Below are 13,677 nucleotides of genomic sequence, written 5' to 3'. Positions count from 1 at the left end.
CCGCTCACGGCCACCGCTCACAGCCACACCGCCAGCCCGCACAGGCACGCAGCCCCCACGGCCAGCAGCGCGGTGGTGCCCATCAGCGTGGCGGGGGCCGCCGCCGGTGCCCAGGTGGCGGGCGGCTGCTCCGGCTGCTCCGGCTGCTCCGCTTGATGCCACGCCCGCCACCGCCGCAGTGCCCGGGCGCGCCACACGGCAGCCCCCGTCCACCCGGCCGCCCCCACGGCCAGCCCGGCCCCGGCGGCCAGCGTGGGGCCATGGCCGCCGGCGGCGCCCACCTTCAGCAGCACGGCGGCGGCCACCGCCATCGACCAGGCGGTGCGTTGCCAGGCCAGCGCGGTGCGCTCGGGCTGCAGGCCCGGATCGCTCATGGCAGGTGCAGCACCGCCCAGGCCATCCCCAGCGCCGCCGCGCCCAGCAGCCACGACAGGCCCAGCAGAAAGCGCGAGGCCGGCAGCGGCTGCTGGTGGCGCATGGCCATCTCATTGGCCTTCCAGCGCCGGTAGGCGAACACGCAGAGCACCGCCGCCAGGCCGCAGGCCGCCAGCGCAGCCCCGGTCAGCAGGCCCGGGCCCGTGGGGTGCCCACCCGCCACCTGCCGCAGCACCACCGCCCCGGCCATCAGGGCCAGTGCGGTGCGGATCCAGGCCAGGAAGGTGCGCTCATTGGCCAGCGAGAAGCGGTAGTCGGGCTCCTGGCCGGTCTGGCGCCAGTGGGGCCGGGTCATGCCGGCTCCGGTGGCAGGGAGAGGTCCGCCTGCAGCCGCACATCCCGCGAGGAGGCGCCCACGCGCAGCGCATGGCGGCCGCCGCGCCGCACCCAGGCGCCCCGGGCCACGTCGTACACGCAGAAGGCCCGTGCCGGCAGGTGCAGCGCCAGGGTGCCTTGCGCGCCGGCCGGCAGGTCCAGGCGGCCAAAGGCGGCCAGGGCCTGGGGCGGGCGCTCGGGGTCGGCATCCTCCAGCGGTGCCAGGTAGAGCTGCACCACGGCGCCGCCGGGCCGCTGGCCGGTGTTGCGCAGGTCCACCTCCACCCGGAAAAGCGGCTCAAAGCCGGTGGCGCACGCCGGCGCCACCAGGTCGGCCACGGCGGCCACGGCGGCCACGCGCACGGCCTCCCAGGCGAAGTCGGTGTAGCCCAGGCCGTGGCCAAAGGGGAACAACGGCACCAGGCCCCGGGCGTCGTGGTGGCGGTAGCCGATGAACAGGCCCTCGGCGTAGTGCACGCGGCCGTCCACGCCCGGGTAGTGCGCCGGCTGGCCAAAGGCGACGGTGTCGGCCAGCCGGGCCGGCCAAGTCTGCGGCAGGCGGCCGCCGGGCTCGGCCTGGCCCAGCAGCACGTCGGCCACGGCGTGTCCGCATTCCTGGCCGGGGTACCAGGCCTGCAGCACGGCCGGCACGGCGTCCAGCCAGGGCAGCAGCAGGGGGGAGCCGCTCTGCAGCACCACCACCGTGCGCGGGTTGGCCTGGGCCACACGGGCGATGAGCGCGTTCTGGTGGTGCGGCAGGTCCAGCCCCGGCCGGTCCAGGCCCTCGTTGTCCCATTCCGCGCTGAGCCCGGCAAAGACGATGGCCACATCGGCCTGCCGGGCGGCCTGCACGGCGGCGTCCAGCTCGGCCTCGCCCAGGGTGCGGGCCACGCCCAGGCGCAGGGCGCGCATGTCGGTGCCCATCTCGGCCTGGCACGGTGTGACGCTGGAATACACCAGCTCGATGTCCACCGCCTCCCCGGCCTGCAGGTGGCGCTGGTGCCGCACCTCGTCGCAGCCGAAGGTGAAATAGGTCTGGCCACGCTGCCAGCCGGTCCAGGCGTCCAGCACCGGCTCGCCATTGAGGCAGGCGCGGCTCAGGCCGGCGGAGATCAGGGAGAAGACATGCGGGCCGCTGGCCTCGGCCACATAGCGCAGCCGGGCCCGGCAGTGGAAGCCCTCGCGCTGCACGCCCTCGGGCACGCTGCCCAGCCACATGACCTCGCCGTTGAGCGAGTCCTGCGTGGCCAGCACCGGGCCGCTCAGGTCGGCGTGGGCGAAGAACTCCAGCCGCATCGGCCCCGGGTACACCGGGGTGAAGCGGTGCGTGGCGGCCCCCACGTGGTGGGTGAAGCGCACCTGCGGACAGGCGGCCTGCAAGGCCTGCTGCGGGGCCACCCGGTAGTGGGCGTTCACGGTGGCGCTGCCGCCGCCCATGATCTGCGGCTGCACCGCCGCCTGGCCGATCAGGGCCACGGTCTGGCCGGGCTGCAGCGCCAGGGGCAGCAGGCCGCCTTCGTTCTTGAGCAGCACGGCACCGGCGGCGCCCAGGCGACGGATCAGCGCACGGTGCGCGGGCAGGTCGTCGGCCCGCTCGGCCGGCAGTGCAGCACGGCCCATGGCGCCGCAGCGCTGCGCCAGGGCGACCACCCGCTGCGCGCAGGCGGCCACCGCCTCGGCCGGCACCCGGCCGGCGCGCACGGCGTCGATCAGGGCCGCGCCGCGTTGGCGTGTGGGCCCGGGCATCTCCAGGTCACAGCCGGCCAGCAGGCTGGCCACGGTGTCGTGGTGGGCCAGCCAGTCGGTCATCACCAGGCCATCAAAGCCCCATTCGTCGCGCAGCACCTGTTGCAGCAGGCGGCGGTGGTCGGCCATGAACTCGCCGTCCACGCGGTTGTAGGCGGTCATCACCGCGCGCACGCCGGCCTCTTTGACCGCGCGCTCAAACGGCAGCAGGTAGAGCTCACGCAGCGCCCGCTCCGGGATCTGCGAGCTCATGGTCATGCGCTGGTGCTCGCTCTCGTTGCCCACGAAGTGCTTGGCCGTGGCGGCCACGCCTTCGGACTGCACGCCGCGCACCAGGGCCACCGCCATCTCGGAGGCCAGCCACGGGTCTTCGGAGTGGCACTCGAAGTTGCGGCCGTTGTAGACGGTGCGCTGCAGGTTGATGGTGGGCGCCAGCAGCACGTCGGCGCCCTTGAGCCGGGCCTCGCGGCCCAGGGCGGCGCCGGCGGCGGTGACCAGGGCGATGTCCCAGGTGGCCGCCAGGGCGATGCCCACCGGGAAGCAGGCGGTCGTCGGGCCGTCCTTCCAGGTGCTGCCGCGCGCGCCGTTGGGCCCGTCAGTGAGCTTGAGGGCGGGCAGGCCGTGGTGCGGCAGGGCGGTGGTGGTCCAGAAGTCGGCCCCGCTGAGCAGGCTGACCTGCTCTTCCAGGGTCATGGCCTCGACCAGGCGGCGAGCGTCGGCCTGCGGCATCAGCGTGCCCCCGGCTGGCCCAGGTGGACCGGGTCGTCGCCAATCTCGGCCATCTTCTCCTCCAGCAGGCGGGTCATGTGGGCGACCTCGTCCTGGTACCGGGGATCGGCGTGGCAGTTCAGCAGCTCCAGGGGGTCCTTCTCGCAGTCGAAGAACTCCCACTCGGGGGCCTCGCCTCCGGGGTGCGCACCCGGCATGCCCAGCCCTTGGTTGTACCAATAGATGAGCTTGTAGCGCTGGTTGCGGATGCCGTAGTGGGCGTAGGCGTCGTGGATGGCGTCGCGGTGCATCCAGTAGCGGTGGTAGGCCACCTGCGGCCAGTCGGCCGGGGTGGCATCTGCCAGCAGCGGGCGCAGGCTGCGGCCCTGCATGTAGCTGGGCACGCGCAGGCCGGCCAGGTCCAGGAAGGTGGGCGCAAAGTCCACGTTGGAGGCGATGTCCGCGCTCACGGTCCCCGCCGGGATCAGGCGCGGATAGCGCGCCACAAACGGCATCTGGAACGACTCCTCGTACATGAAGCGCTTGTCGAACCAGCCGTGCTCGCCCAGGAAGAAGCCTTGGTCCGAGGTGTAGATCACCAGGGTGTCCTCGGCCAGGCCCTCGCGGTCCAGGTAGTCCAGCAGTTCGCCCACGCCTTCGTCGATGGCCGCCAGGGTGCGCAGGTAGCGCTGCATGTAGCGCTGGTACTTCCAGACGCGGTAGTGCTCCTCGTCGGTGAAGGTGAAGACCTCGCCGGTGTTCTTGTCGATCAGGCGCAGGTCACGCGCGGCCGACAGCGGCGGCAGCTTGCGCACGGTGGAGCCGGGGTACTCCATGGCGCCCACCTCGGCGCCGCCCTCGGGTTGCACCACGCCCACGTCCCAGTAGGTCAGGTCATCGGCGATGCGCATCTTGGCCGCGCCGGCGGCGCGGGCGCGGTGGCGGTAGTCGTCGGTGAAGGTCTCGGGCACCTGGATCGGGTCGTTGTAGAGCCTGCGGTGGCGCGGATGCGGCTCCCAGGGCCGGTGCGGGGCCTTGTGGTGGCACATCAGGAAGAAGGGGCGTGCGGGGTCGCGCGCGGCCAGCCAGTCCAGGGACTTGGCGGTGATCAGGTCGGTGGCGTAGCCGGACTCGCGATAGGGGCCGTCCGGGCCGATGAACTGCGGGTCGAAGTACTCGCCCTGCCCGGGCAGCACGGCCCAATGGTCAAAACCCGAGGGCTGGTGCGCGGCGCCTTCGCCCAGGTGCCACTTGCCGATCAGCGCGGTCTGGTAGCCCCCGGTGCGCAGGTGCTTGGCCACATGCGGCAGGCGGTTGTCAAAGTTGCTGGCCAGCGTGTGCACCGCGTTGACGTGGTTGTAGGTGCCGGTGAGGATGCTGGCGCGGCTGGGCGTGCAGATGGAGTTGCTGACGTAGCAGTGGTCCAGCCGCATGCCGCCCTGGGCGATGCGGTCGATGTGGGGGGTGTGGTTGATGCCATGGCCATAGCAGCTGATCGCCTTGGAGGCGTGGTCATCGGCCATGATGAAGAGGATGTTGGGCTGCTTGGGCAGCCGGCTCGGCGTTTGCGGCATGGAAGTCGGGGGTCAGATCTTGGTGTCGGCGAAGCGGGCGCCCAGGTAGTAGCTGTCGGGGGAGACGACCTCGGGCACGCGGCCCATGTCCTTGAACAGCGTGTTCATGCCCTTGAGCCAACCGCCCACGGTGCCGTCGCGGGTGAGGCGGCTGAGCTCTTCGCTGGTGGGGTAGCGGCACAGGGCCACCTCGTCTTCCAGCACCTCGGCCGGGGCCTTGAGCAGGGCGGCCGTCAGCGCCACGGCCTCCTTCAGGTTGGCCGCGCGCCAGTCCAGCGCCTCCTTGATGACGCGGGTCATGGCCTCCACCAGCCGGGGGTCGCCCTCCACCACGTCGTTGCGGGCGATGTAGGCCGTGGGGAAGGTGTAGGCCGGGTACAGCTCCTTGCTGGAGAACAGTTCGGTGAGCGCCGGCAAGCGCTTCTTGATGGTGCCGATCAGCGGGTACCAGAGGCTGGCCGCATCCACCTGGCCCGAGCCGAAGGCGGTGACGATGGTGGCCGGGTCCATGGTCAGGCGCTTGATGTCCGTGGGCTGCAGCTTGGCCTTCTGCAGGGCCAGGCGCAGCAGCATGTCGCCGCTGGTGCCCTCGGGCACGGCCACGGTCTTGCCCTTCAGGTCGGCCAGGGTCTTGATGCCCGGCTGGCCGATGACGCGGTCGGCAAAGCCGACATTGCCCACGGCGATGACCTTGGCGCGGCCGGTGATGGGCAGCCACAGCGCGCCCGGGCCGATGTAGCCGAAGTCCAGGTCCTTGGCGCCCAGGGCCTGCACCTGCAGCGGGCCGTTGGTGAAGGCCTTGAGCTCGGCGGCCAGACCATGCTTGGCCCACAGGCCCAGCTTGTTGGCCACCGCCACCAAGGAGCTGCCGTTGAAGTCGCCGATGTAGCCGATGCGCACCGGCAGGGGCTTGGCGGTCTGGGCATGAGCCGCGCCGGCCAGCTCCAGGGAGGACAGGGCCAGGGTGGAGCCGGCCACCAGCAGGTGGCGGCGGCGGAGCAGGCCGTCGGACAGGGTCTCAGAGGTCATGGGGTTCTCCAGCAGGGGCGGGGGGAAGAAAGGTCAGGCGGCCGGGGCCTGGGCGGCGATGGCCGGCGTCTGGTGGTAGACCGCGTTCCAGACCTGGTTGCGGATCTCCATGAAGCGCGCCGACAGGCGCATCTCCTCATTGCGGGGATAGGGCAGGTCCACCGGGATGACCTGGTGCAGCCGGCCAGGCCGCGCGGCCATGACGATCACCCGGTTGGCCAGGTAGACCGCCTCCTCCACGTCGTGGGTGATGAAGACCACGGTGCGCGTGTCGCGCGCCCAGGTGGCCAGCAACTGGTCTTGCATGGTCACGCGGGTCAGCGCGTCCAGGGCGCCGAAGGGCTCGTCCATCAGCAGGATGGCGGGGTTGACGGCATAGGCGCGGGCGATGGCGCAGCGCTGCTTCATGCCGCCGGAGAGCATCTTGGGCAGGGCGTCGGCAAAGCGGGTCAGGCCCACCAGGTCGATGCAGCGGTCGACGATGCGGCGCCGCTCGGGCTCGGGCACCTTGGCGATGTCCAGGCCAAAGGCCACGTTCTCGCGCACCGTCAGCCACGGGAACAGCGCGTACTGCTGGAAGATGACGCCGCGCTCCGGGCTGGGGCCGTGCACCGCACGCCCCTCCACCAGCACCTCACCCGCCGTGGGCTCCAGCAGGCCGGCGGCCACGTTCATCATGGTGGACTTGCCGCAGCCCGAAGGGCCCACCACGGTGATGAACTCACCGTCGGCCACATCCAGCGAGAAGTTGTCCAGCGCCTGGAACACCTCGCCATTGAGCTGGAAGGTGCAGCTCACGCCACGGAAGGAAATCTTGGGGTTCATCAGCGGCGCTCCTGCCAGGTCGTCAGGCGCTTTTCCGCCCAGAGAAGGATCCGGTCCATGCACAGGCCCAGCACCCCGATCAGCACCAGGCCCACGAAGATGGTGGGCAGGTCGTAATAGACCTGCGCCTGCTGCATGCGCTGGCCCAGCCCCTCCTGCGCAGCAATCAGCTCCGAGGCCACCAACGTGGCCCATGAGGAGCCCAGGCCGATGCGCATGCCCACCAGGATGAAGGGCGTGGAGGCCGGGATCACCACCCGGCGGAACACCACGAAATCGTTGGCCCCCAGCACCCGCGCGGCGTTGATCAGCACCTTGTCCACGGTGATGACGCCCTGGAAGGTGGAGATCACCGAGGACAGGAAGGCCGCCAGGGAGATGACAAACACCTTGGGCACCTCACCAATGCCCATGAACACGATGGCGATGGGGATGATGGCCAGCGGCGGCACGGTGCGGAAGAACTGGATGTAGGGCTCGATCAGGCCCCGCACCCAGCCATACCAGCCCATCAAAAAGCCCACGGGAATGGCCAGCGCGGTGCCGATGACAAAGCCCAGCAGCACCCGCTGCAGCGAGGCGCGGATGTCATGGACCAGGGTGCCGTCGGCCAGCAACTGCGCACCACGGCGCAGCACCTCCATCGGGCCGGGCAGGCCGCTGAGCCCGGACTGCGCCAGCGCCCACCAGGCCAGCAGCCCCAGCGCCACGGACAGCAGGTTGAACATGAGCAGGCGGTCGGCCTTGCGCGGTCGCGGGCCGGGCGGCGGCGCCGCCGCCGGTGCGGAATGGGGTGCAGTCAAGTCAGGTCTCCAGGGTGCGGGGTCGCGGCCCGTCCGGTCCGGCGCCTTGCAGCCGGTCAGGTCAGACAACGTTGTCAGAGTGTCACCATCATGCCGACTTGCCCGGCGTCAAGCATGAGGGTTTACACCGCACCCATGCGGCCATGGCGGCCCGGAGGGTTCAAACCTGATAGCGTTGTCGTATGAAAGACAGCGCATCCGAAACCGGCGGCGCGCGCGTCAGCATCACCGACGTCGCGCAGGCCGCCCAGGTGTCCATCAAGACCGTCTCCCGCGTGCTGCGCGGCGAGATGCATGTGGCCGCCGCCACCCGCGCCGCCGTGGAAAAAGCCGCCCGTGAACTGGGCTACCTGCCCGACCTCTCGGCCCGCAACCTCAAGAGCAGCGTGCCCAGCGTGGTGGGCCTGCTGCGCGCCGTGGGCAGCGACGGCCAGGCGCCGCGCTCAGGGCATGAATACATGATGTGCCTGCAGATCGGCGCCATGCAGGCCTGCCAGGAGCTGGACTTCGGCCTGATGGTGCTGCCCGTGCAGACCGACCCGCAGGCCGCCTTGCGCGAGCTGACCCACCGCTACCGCACGCGCCAGGTGGGCGGCTTCGTCGTGCCCTCGCAAATCGGCGACCTGGGCGGCGTGCTGGAGGCCCTGGACGCCGAGTCCATCCCCTATGCCGCCATCAACCCGGCCGATCTGCAGCGCGCCAGCCGCTGGGTGGTGGCCGACGAGCGCCAGGCCGTGCGCGCCATGATCCGCCACCTGCTGGCCAAGGGTCACCAGCGCGTGGCCCTGGTGCGCTCGGACCTGAGCGCCCGCGTGAGCGCCGAGCGCGAAGCCGGCTACCGCGCCGCCCTGGAAGACGCCGGCCTGCCCGTGGACCCGGCGCTGATCTTCCCGGCCGAGGGCCTGACCTTCGACCATGGCCGCCGCTGCGGCCATCGCCTGCTGGCCCAGGCCGACAGCCCGACCGCCGTGTTCGCCGTCAACGACGAGCTGGCCGCCGGCGTCATCGCCGCCGCGCATGAACGCGGGCTGGAGCTGCCCCGCGAGCTGTCCGTGGTGGGCTATGACGACCTGGACCTGGCCCGCAAGCTGTGGCCCGACCTCACCACCGTGCACCAGCCCATTGAGCAACTGGGCGAGACCGCCGCGCGGCAGGTCATCGCCGCACTGCACCCGCTGCGCTGGGTGGACCGGCAGCCCGCCACCCAGGTGGTGCTGCCCTGCGAGGTGGTGCTGCGCGGCTCCGTCGCCACCCCGGCGCTGCGGCACGCCACGCGCTGAACCCGCCCGCCACCCCATGTCCCGCGCCGCCCGCCTGCTCTCCCTGATCGAGCTGCTGCGCCAGCACCGCCGGCCGGTGAGTGGCGCCCACCTGGCCCAGACCCTGGGCATCAGCCTGCGCACCCTGTACCGCGACATCGCCAGCCTGCAGGCGCAGGGCGCGGCCATCGACGGCGCGCCGGGCTTTGGCTATGTGCTGCAGCCGGGCTTCATGCTGCCGCCGCTGATGTTCACCGCCGAGGAGATCGAGGCCCTGGTGCTGGGCTCGCGCTGGGTGGCCAGCCATGCCGATCCGCGCCTGGGCGGCGCCGCACGCCAGGCCCTGGCCAAGATCGCCGCCGTGCTGCCGGCCGAGGCGCGCCAGTTGCTGGAAAGCGCCGCCCTGCTGGTGGGCCCGCCCGTGGCGGCCGCCGCGCCGGGCGAGCCCTCTGCCGGCGATGCCGGCCTGGCCACGCTGCGCCTGGCCATCCGCGCAGAGCACCGGCTCACCCTGCGCTACCGCGACGTGAAAGGCCAGGAGACCGAGCGCAGCGTCTGGCCCATCGCCCTGGGCTTTTTTGACCGCACCCGGGTGCTGGTGGCCTGGTGCGAACTGCGCCAGGCGCTGCGCCACTTCCGCACCGACCGCATCACCGCCCTGAGCCCGAGCCAGCAGCGCTACCCCCGGCGCCGCCAGGTGCTGCTGCGCGAATGGCGTGAGGCCGAAGGCATCGCCGAACCCTGAGCGGCGGGCGCTGCGCTTCAGGCCCCGGTGGTGGTGCCCCCAGCCGTGGCGGCCATGGATGCCGATGCCGCCGCCAGCCCCGCCGGGTCGGCCCAAGGCGCGTCCTGAAAGGCTTCCACCAGGAAGGCCACCAGCGCCCGCACCCGTGTGGTCTGCTGCAGGCGGCTGGGCAGCACCGCATGCACCCCCAACGTGAGCCCGCGGTACTGCGGCAGCACCTCCACCAGGGCACCGCTGCACAGCGCCGGCCACACCATGAACGAGGGCTGCATCACCAGCCCCTGGTGCGCCAGCGCAGCGGTGGTGCAGGTGTCGCCGCTGTTGCTGCGCAGGCGCGGCTGCACCCGCACCGAGACCGGGCCCTCGGGCCCGGTGAACTCCCAGTGCTCGCCGGTGGACAGCAGGGTGTAGGCAAACACCGAATGCTGCGCCAGGTCCTGCGGATGCTGCGGCGTGCCGTGACGCGCCAGGTACTCGGGGCTGGCGCACAGCACCAGCCGGGTGCTGGTGAGCGCCCGGCTCACCAGGCTGGAGTTGGGCAGGCGGGCAATGCGCACCGCCAGGTCATAACCCTCCTCCACCAGGTCCACCACGCGGTCGGCCAGCGTCACCTCCAGCGTCACCTGCGGGTGGCGGGCCATGAACTGCGGCCACAGCGGCGCCAGGTGGTGCATGCCAAAGCTCACCGGCACGTTCAGCCGCAGCAAGCCGATGGCCTGGCCGGCCTGGGCGCCCGCCTCGGCCTCGGCCGCCTCCAGGCTGGCCAGCACCTCGCGGCAGCGCAGGTGGAACTGCTCGCCCTCGCGGGTGAGGGAGAGCCGGCGGGTGGTGCGCTGCAGCAGGCGCACGCCCAGGCGGCGCTCCAGATCGGCCACCAGGCGCGACACCACCGAGTTGGACAGTGCCAGCGCCTGCGCACCGCCCACAAAGCTGCCCGCCTCCACCACGGCCACAAAGGCCTTCATTTCCATGAACCGGTCCATCGCCTGATTGTGCCGATTCTGGAGATAGTCCATGTCTTGGCGGGCTGTTTATCTCGGAAGCCAGGATTCCTAAAGTTCATCTCATGGCAGCGCGGTTGCTGCCACCCACCAGGAGATGAACATGCGAATCACCGTCATCGGCGCCGGCAACATGGGCTCGGCTTTCGTCCAGCAACTCACCCGCGCCGGCCATGAAGTGGCCGTGAGCGCCCGCGACGCCGCCAAGGCCACCGCCCTGGCCGCCGCCCACCCCGGCGCCCGCGCCGTGCCCGCTGCCGGCGCCGCCCGGGGCGCCGACGTGGTGGTGCTGGCCACCGGCTACGCCGACGCCACCGCCGCCCTGGCCGAGGCCGCCCCCGAGCCCGGCCAGGCCGTGGTCGACATCACCAACCCGCTGACCGCCGACTACATGGGCCTGACCCTGGGCCACAGCACCTCGGCCGCCGAAGAGATCGCCCGCGCCGTGCCCGGCGTGGCCCTGGTCAAGGGCTTCAACACCCTGTTCGCCCCGCTGCTGGCCGCCGGGCCGGACCTGGGAGAAGGCCGCCGCGCCAGCGTCTTCCTGGCCAGCGACAGCGCCCCGGCCAAGCAAACCGTGCGCACCCTGACCGAGAGCCTGGGCTTTGCCGTGGTGGACGCCGGCGGCCTGAAGAACGCCCGCTACCTGGAGCCCCTGGCCGGCCTGAACATCTACCTGGGCTACGGCGCCGGCCTGGGCACCGGCATCGCCCCGGCCTGGCTGCACAAGGCCGCCTGATACGGCCACACGGCGCGCAATGGACTACACTGCGCGCCGTTTTTTGCTACTTCACTCACGTCATTGGGGAGTAGCCGCCCTGCCGCCCGGCAGGGGCGCACGTCAACAGACTTGGCCGCAAGGCCATGGCGTGCGCAGCCCAAGGCGCGCCCCCCCGGCGCCCGGCGGCCTGGCAAGACCTTTGACCGCGCTGCCTCCGGAAATGGGCCGGGGATGCGGCGTGGTCATGGTTGCTTGCACCGGCCCGCTTGGAGTGTTCCCTTGGAAGCTTTTCTCGTCCCCGCCGGCATCGTCGCCCTGGGTGAAATGGGCGACAAAACCCAGCTGCTGGCCCTGGTGCTGGCCGCCACACTGCGCCGCCCCATCCCCATCCTGCTGGGCATCTTGGTGGCCACGCTGGCCAACCACGCCGCCGCCGGCGCCCTGGGCGGCTGGGTGGCCGCGCTCATCGGCCCGCAGTGGCTGCGCTGGGTAATTGGCGCCTCCTTCCTGGCCATGGCCGTGTGGATGCTCATCCCCGACAAGCTGGACGACCCCCAAGCCGGCCAACGCGGCCGCCTGGGCGTGTTTGGCACCACCGTGGTCGCCTTCTTCCTGGCTGAAATGGGCGACAAAACCCAAATCGCCACCGTGGCCCTGGCCGCCCGCTACCCCGACATCGTCAGCGTGGTCATGGGCACCACCCTGGGCATGATGCTGGCCAACGCCCCCGCCGTGCTGCTGGGCGACCGCATGGCCCACAAACTCTCCATGACCTGGGTGCACGCCATTGCCGCCGCCATCTTTGCCGTGCTGGGCGTGGCCACGCTGATGAATGTGGGGCAGTTGTTCTGACGGGCTGGCGTGGGCCAAAACCACCGGGGTGGGCTGCCGGCTGGCCCACTCGTCAGGGCCACTCGCCACTGAGACACACCACCATTGCCCACCGGCTTACCGCCGGTGGCGTGACGCGTTGTGGTGCGGAGCTGTCAACCATCGGCACGCATCGGCGCCCAGTTGCTTGACAGGCCGGAGCCACACCCCAGAATGGCCACATATGGACATCTCAGCGGCGCCGCCAATGCCTACATCTGGCCATCCACCTGTGGCAATTTATGCCTACAGATGGCAATTTATGGCCAGATGTGGACATTGAGGATGTTGTCGATAACGTGTTAGGCCCCTCAAGGAGACTTATGCCGCAAATTGCAGTTGTACGTGGTGACATCGTGCTTGTGGATCTCTCCGGCGCAGTCGGTGGGGAGAAGCAGAATGACAAAGTCTCGGGGAGCCGCCCCTGCGTCGTAGTTCAAAACGACGGAGGAAATCGTGGCTCTCCTTTGACTATCGTTGCCCCGCTAACCGACCAGGCTCAGTACAAGGGCTACCCTCAACAGGTACTAGTCACCGCGGCTGAACTCGGTACAGGTGCCGGCAAAGACTCCATCATCGAGTGTGGTCACTTGCGCAGCATCGATCGAGATGCCCGGATCAAGAAGCATCTTGGTAAGGTGACTGCGGCTGTCATGCCACGCATCGATGCGGCGTTGAAGGCAAGCTTGGGCCTTCGGTGAGGGGCCTAACAATTCGTCCAAGCCGACGCCGCTTCGCGGCGCGGCTTAACTCAGGTGTTGGGCAGCCTCGGAATGAGCATAGAAAACTTAGCAAGCCACTTTCTAAAGAGTGGAGATGTGTCCCCGGCACTAGAAGAACGGCTCCGCAGTCCCGCCGATCGACTTGCGATCTACAAATTGGCCGCCGGTCGAGAACAGCGCGACTTTCGACTGCTGTTGCTGAGGCTCTTTAACGAGGAGATTGCTTTTCGCGAAGCCCTGTGGGAAGGAGCTGCAACGGACGACGGAACCTGCAGTGAAGGGATATTTCACTGCGCGTTCTTGATCCATTGCTGTGGAGTACCCAGTGACACCGAAGTCCTTTGGGAGGCGCAGTACCTCAATCAGGATGTCGGCGAACTTGACGGGGAGTATTTTGTTGGCGCCGGGGTCGCCGAGACGCTGGCGCATCTCCGCGAAATTGACGACCAGACGTGTGCCGCTATCGCCGAATACATTGTGACTTGGTCGCGTCACACGTCGCCTGATTCACTGTCAGAGTGGCAGAACGGGCGCCGCCAATGGATTCTGGAATCATGATGGGGCTGCCCCGTCAATGTCACCCGCGAATGCTGCCCAACCTTTCATTGCAGCCGACCTGCGCCAGCTTCGCTGGCTGGTCGGCTGAATTCAGACTACAAGGGCTTCCCCGCCCAGCGCAAGCAAATAATCCCCCCCAAGGCCCCGCACGCGGGCCTTTTTAATTTCTCTCATGTCCTGCTCCTGAGCCGGCGCACTGGCAAGCCTGAGGAAAACAACAGGGTGTGGACTGGCTAAAATACAAACGGTCACTGTGGCGGTTGGATTCGAGCCACTGACCCTGATGAAGGACGCACGCGGACGACCCTTTCGTTAGCCGGCAACTGTTTCGCCGCCCTTGAGTTAAACGGTCACTGTCCGCGCAGG

Annotated in this window: 14 protein-coding genes and 1 riboswitch; of the genes, 6 read left to right on the top strand and 8 right to left on the bottom strand. The window is 70.0% G+C overall.

Annotated elements, in window-relative coordinates; translation table 11 throughout:
- Nucleotides 1-17: 17 nt before the first annotated feature.
- The 7 genes from G3A44_RS21645 to G3A44_RS21615 are packed head-to-tail and all read right to left on the bottom strand — an operon-like array spanning nt 18 to nt 7,435.
- Entirely contained in the window at nt 18-374 is a 357-nt protein-coding gene (locus G3A44_RS21645) for a DUF202 domain-containing protein (protein WP_163459832.1), read from the bottom strand.
- On the bottom strand, nt 371-730 hold the full coding sequence (locus tag G3A44_RS21640) for a YidH family protein (RefSeq protein WP_163459831.1): 360 nt from the start codon (nt 728-730) through the stop codon (nt 371-373). The genes G3A44_RS21645 and G3A44_RS21640 overlap by 4 nt, the downstream gene beginning before the upstream one ends.
- On the bottom strand, nt 727-3,225 hold the full coding sequence (locus G3A44_RS21635) for a beta-glucosidase (protein WP_163459830.1): 2,499 nt from the start codon (nt 3,223-3,225) through the stop codon (nt 727-729). The genes G3A44_RS21640 and G3A44_RS21635 overlap by 4 nt, the downstream gene beginning before the upstream one ends.
- Nucleotides 3,225-4,778 carry a sulfatase family protein gene (locus G3A44_RS21630; RefSeq protein ID WP_203561523.1) on the bottom strand — a complete coding sequence of 518 codons (1,554 nt, stop codon included), beginning with the start codon at nt 4,776-4,778 and terminating at the stop codon, nt 3,225-3,227. The genes G3A44_RS21635 and G3A44_RS21630 overlap by 1 nt, the downstream gene beginning before the upstream one ends.
- Before the next feature lie 12 nt (nt 4,779-4,790).
- The gene (locus G3A44_RS21625; RefSeq protein ID WP_163459829.1) at nt 4,791-5,807 is read right to left on the bottom strand and encodes an aliphatic sulfonate ABC transporter substrate-binding protein; all 1,017 of its coding nucleotides are present in this window, start codon (nt 5,805-5,807) and stop codon (nt 4,791-4,793) included.
- A gap of 33 nt (nt 5,808-5,840) precedes the next feature.
- Nucleotides 5,841-6,632, bottom strand: a complete 792-nt coding sequence (locus G3A44_RS21620) for an ABC transporter ATP-binding protein (protein ID WP_163459828.1) — start codon at nt 6,630-6,632, stop codon at nt 5,841-5,843.
- Nucleotides 6,632-7,435, bottom strand: coding sequence for an ABC transporter permease (locus tag G3A44_RS21615; RefSeq protein WP_203561522.1), 804 nt, complete (start codon nt 7,433-7,435; stop codon nt 6,632-6,634). Before G3A44_RS21615 ends, G3A44_RS21620 begins: the two co-directional genes overlap by 1 nt.
- A 182-nt stretch (nt 7,436-7,617) precedes the next feature.
- On the opposite strand from G3A44_RS21615, the gene G3A44_RS21610 reads away from it, so the two are divergent.
- The gene (locus G3A44_RS21610) at nt 7,618-8,715 is read left to right on the top strand and encodes a LacI family DNA-binding transcriptional regulator (protein WP_163459827.1); all 1,098 of its coding nucleotides are present in this window, start codon (nt 7,618-7,620) and stop codon (nt 8,713-8,715) included.
- Nucleotides 8,716-8,731: 16 nt separating this feature from the next.
- Nucleotides 8,732-9,439 carry a helix-turn-helix transcriptional regulator gene (locus G3A44_RS21605; RefSeq protein ID WP_163459826.1) on the top strand — a complete coding sequence of 236 codons (708 nt, stop codon included), beginning with the start codon at nt 8,732-8,734 and terminating at the stop codon, nt 9,437-9,439.
- A 17-nt stretch (nt 9,440-9,456) separates the two neighbouring features.
- Here the strand turns inward: G3A44_RS21605 and G3A44_RS21600 are convergent, their stop codons facing one another.
- Nucleotides 9,457-10,410, bottom strand: coding sequence for a LysR family transcriptional regulator (locus G3A44_RS21600; protein ID WP_310734433.1), 954 nt, complete (start codon nt 10,408-10,410; stop codon nt 9,457-9,459).
- Between the two features lie 133 nt (nt 10,411-10,543).
- Between G3A44_RS21600 and G3A44_RS21595 the strand changes: the two genes are divergently transcribed.
- The 4 genes from G3A44_RS21595 (at nt 10,544) to G3A44_RS21580 (ending at nt 13,311) form a co-directional block, all read left to right on the top strand.
- Nucleotides 10,544-11,179 (top strand): NADPH-dependent F420 reductase, encoded by a 636-nt coding sequence (locus tag G3A44_RS21595; RefSeq protein ID WP_163459824.1) that lies wholly within the window; start codon nt 10,544-10,546, stop codon nt 11,177-11,179.
- A gap of 53 nt (nt 11,180-11,232) precedes the next feature.
- Nucleotides 11,233-11,327, top strand: a riboswitch (yybP-ykoY riboswitch).
- A gap of 113 nt (nt 11,328-11,440) precedes the next feature.
- Nucleotides 11,441-12,013 (top strand): TMEM165/GDT1 family protein, encoded by a 573-nt coding sequence (locus tag G3A44_RS21590; protein ID WP_163459823.1) that lies wholly within the window; start codon nt 11,441-11,443, stop codon nt 12,011-12,013.
- A gap of 341 nt (nt 12,014-12,354) precedes the next feature.
- Nucleotides 12,355-12,732 (top strand): type II toxin-antitoxin system PemK/MazF family toxin, encoded by a 378-nt coding sequence (locus G3A44_RS21585; protein ID WP_163459822.1) that lies wholly within the window; start codon nt 12,355-12,357, stop codon nt 12,730-12,732.
- A gap of 72 nt (nt 12,733-12,804) precedes the next feature.
- Nucleotides 12,805-13,311 carry a hypothetical protein gene (locus tag G3A44_RS21580; protein ID WP_163459821.1) on the top strand — a complete coding sequence of 169 codons (507 nt, stop codon included), beginning with the start codon at nt 12,805-12,807 and terminating at the stop codon, nt 13,309-13,311.
- Nucleotides 13,312-13,677: the final 366 nt, after the last annotated feature.

This window comes from Ideonella livida (assembly GCF_010499455.1).
Classification (GTDB): domain Bacteria; phylum Pseudomonadota; class Gammaproteobacteria; order Burkholderiales; family Burkholderiaceae_C; genus Ideonella; species Ideonella livida.
The sequence above is the reverse complement of the archived record's forward strand: the minus strand, read 5'-3'. Positions and strand labels throughout refer to the sequence as shown.